Annotated in this window: 4 protein-coding genes; all 4 read left to right on the forward strand. The window is 27.0% G+C overall.

Going from position 1 to position 3,337, the window contains the following annotated elements; all coding sequences use genetic code 11:
* The first annotated feature begins 1,159 nt into the window (after positions 1-1,159).
* Entirely contained in the window at positions 1,160-1,339 is a 180-nt protein-coding gene (locus ACEW7V_RS00795; RefSeq protein ID WP_374695577.1) for a hypothetical protein, read from the forward strand.
* A 321-nt stretch (positions 1,340-1,660) separates the two neighbouring features.
* Positions 1,661-2,011, forward strand: coding sequence for a hypothetical protein (locus ACEW7V_RS00800; protein ID WP_374695578.1), 351 nt, complete (start codon positions 1,661-1,663; stop codon positions 2,009-2,011).
* Positions 2,012-2,024: 13 nt separating this feature from the next.
* Complete coding sequence (locus tag ACEW7V_RS00805; RefSeq protein WP_374695579.1) at positions 2,025-2,318, forward strand: hypothetical protein; 294 nt, start codon at positions 2,025-2,027, stop codon at positions 2,316-2,318.
* Between the two features lie 184 nt (positions 2,319-2,502).
* On the forward strand, positions 2,503-2,730 hold the full coding sequence (locus tag ACEW7V_RS00810; protein WP_374695714.1) for a hypothetical protein: 228 nt from the start codon (positions 2,503-2,505) through the stop codon (positions 2,728-2,730).
* The last annotated feature ends 607 nt before the right edge of the window (positions 2,731-3,337 follow it).

Consider the following 3,337-nt stretch of genomic DNA (forward strand, 5'->3'; position numbering starts at 1 on the left):
CTCTTTGTCAACTTTAAGGCAAAATGCGTTTTTAAAAATTATTTTTTTAGTATAATATAGGTATATTAGATAATATTTAGTATTTGATTGGGTGTTTAAATTTTTAAATCAAAAATAATGATTCAAATCAAAAGCAATAATTCAGCTTATTTTAAAACCAAATTAATACTAACAATAATATTAAAATTAACTTGTAAAAAAGTTATAATCTAGATTTTAATATCAAATCTAAATCTAAAACTAAATATTTGCAAAAAATTTATTTTTTACAACCCGACTCAAAATCAATTTCTTTGGCAAAAAATATAAGCCAAGTTTAAAAATTATAAATAATTCAAAAAACTGTTTACCCCAAAGTCAATTATTTTTTCATTATTTATGATTTTGAAAATTATTAAAAATATTTTTATCAATAAAAAATTGCTTTTTGGAGATTTTCATATCCAATAAAAAATGCAATATTTGAAAAAACCAAAGAAAAACTGAAAAATATTTTTTGTTAATGATTTAAAATTATTATCAAATTGCCCAAAACCATAAATAATCCACCTAATATTTTTTATTATATTTCTTTTCTTTTTCCTTTCTGGATAATATTTTTAATTATTCAAAATTTGATTTTGACTCTTATAAAATACTTTTAACATAATAAATAACATTTTTCTACAATAAATACACACAAGGGGTAATATACATATGTTACACATACAAGCAAAGTTTCCTAAAAGTTTTCGTGCATTTGTTGCAAGTCTTTTATTGCATTTAATTTATTGAATTGCAATTGTTGCTTGATTTTATTTTTGGGTGCATTTTGCAAGTCTTTTATTGATAAATTAAATAAATGCGGCATTATCGTATCACAATCCCGCTTTTGCAAAAACATCTAAATTGACAAAACGAAAAAATATTTACTAAATAATTCAACAATGCCAACAACAACAACCAAAAACCAACCCTAAATATATTTTTCAATGCTCAATTCGGATTTGCAATCCCAATTCAATCCCAATTTTTTTTAATTTTTAATTTTCAAAACATTTCAAGAAATTATTTTCATCTTTAATTATGAATAATTTCCAAATTACAAACTGGAGGTTCCAAGTGAATGACATTAAATTTTTTGCTTTAGAGGACTGGGCAGTGAAAAAATTTTTACGTCTTGCAAATTAACGAATCTTATTTTTTACTTGATGCTGGACTAAAATATCCCAATACCGTTCTTTATGGCATCGATTCTATGATTGCTGATTATTACAAATTACAAGATATCAAAGACCAGATTAAAGGCGTTTTTTATCATCAGCTTTTGAAACCAATTTGGGTGCCTTGCCTTACTTGATGAAAGATTTTGATATCCCTGTTTATGCTTCTTATTTTACGATGCAAGTTCTAAAAGCGCATTTTTCAAAGTCATAAAATTAATTACCGCAATTTTAATCTACAAATCGTTAAAAGCGATGAAAGACTTATTTTTGATGATGTGGAAGTGGCTTTTTTGCTACATCGCAATTGATTCCTGAAACATTGGGAATGGTTTTTCAAACTAAACGAGGTAGCATCGTTTACTCTGGAACCTTAAATTATTGCATTCTAAAAATAAATTTTTCAAACTAATTTTACAAGATTAGCTCAATTAGTACAACCCAAAGTACTTGCCTTTTTGCCTTCTTGTCGTGGGGCTTTTAGCACATCTGCATATAATAATGATGCATCGAGTTTTGAGCACAAATTGAATAACTATTTTAGCAATCACTTGCTTAAATCCGAAGGTATTATTGTTATTCCTTCTTTGATGCCTGATTTGTTAAAAATTCAATCCATAGTGGATTTGGCATGTAGACTTAATTTTAAAATAACTTTTTTAGGTAGAAAAAGTGAAAAAATTATTGATATTGCTTTGAAAAAAGGTTTTTTAAAAGTGCCTTCCTTCAATTTAGTGGAATTAAAAACACTAGAAGACTCCAAAAAACATCCAAAATTAGTTGTCTTTGTGCTAGGTAAGACATTTTGAATCTTTGTTTCATTTGCCAAAAAATGTGTCAAAAAACAATTACTTTAATTCATTTAACGCCCCAAGATTTAGTGTTGTTAATGTCCAAAGAAATGGCAGAATTTGCCAAATGCAATCTCAAACCCTAGATCTTTTGTCACGCCACAATATTCAAGCCCATGTTTTGGTAAAAGACCTAGACGCTTGTTTCAATGATTATGAAAAAACCCTCAAATTGATGCTTATTTTTTTAAAACCTCAATACATTATTCCTGTTATGGGTGAATATCGTCATCAATATCAAGTGCAAAAATTGCCCAAAGTTTAGGATTCAAACCCAGCAAACTTTCTTGTTAGAAAATGGCAGTATTTGGCATTGTGACCCACAAAAATGCCTTTGCCGAATCTAATACTCGTTCTTACAGAAATTTTTAATTGATGGTACTCCCGTTATTGGTGGGCAAGATTTCATTATAAAAGACCGTGAACTTTTAGCAGCGGATGGAGTTGTAATTGTTGTTGCCAATGTTAATGCTAAACACAAAAAAATAGTAGGTGCTCCACAATTAGTAAGTAAAGGCTTTTTGGCAGATTCTGAAACTAGTCATATTTTTCCTAAGTTAAAAGCTATTTTTGATGAAAAAAGTGAAATTTTTTTGAAAAAAAAGTATCTTAAATGGAATGATTTCAAAAAAAATATTAGAGAATCATTAGTTAAATTTTTTATTCAAAGAAACTAAAAAGACCTATTGTTATTCCTATTTTCTATTAGTGTTAAAAGTGAACAAAAACTGAACAATAAATACAAATAAATACGATACAAAATAATAAGAAAGTTGGAAAACAAAAACAATAATTCAATATAAAAAGTTAATTTATTATTATTCTGCCTTCCTTTGTTTTTTGTTTTGTTTTTTCCAATTTGACCAATCTGACAATTTATTTTTTATTTTTCATTTTTGCACTACTTCACCCCAAATAAACCCTAATTACAACCAACTAACATCTATTTTTAATACTAATTTCTTTTGATATTTTAATTATATTCCAAATATTTTTCATTACCAAAAACCTTTATATGGCAAATAATTGGCATCCCTAAAAAGCAAATTAAAGGAGAATGATGGAAAATAAAAGTTGCAAATCCACTTCTACTAGTTGTCCCTGATTATTACTGCATTCTTGTATATTACATTTTTAGAATCAACAAAATTTACCGACGATCAAGACATATTGATAAAAACCATGAAATACGATCAATTCGGACAAATGTTTAAAAACAACCCTGATTTTATGCCTAAACTTCGCAAGTATCAGTTGGCGAAATGGTAGTTTATTTTTGAAAGT

This window comes from Areca yellow leaf disease phytoplasma, from assembly GCF_041920595.1.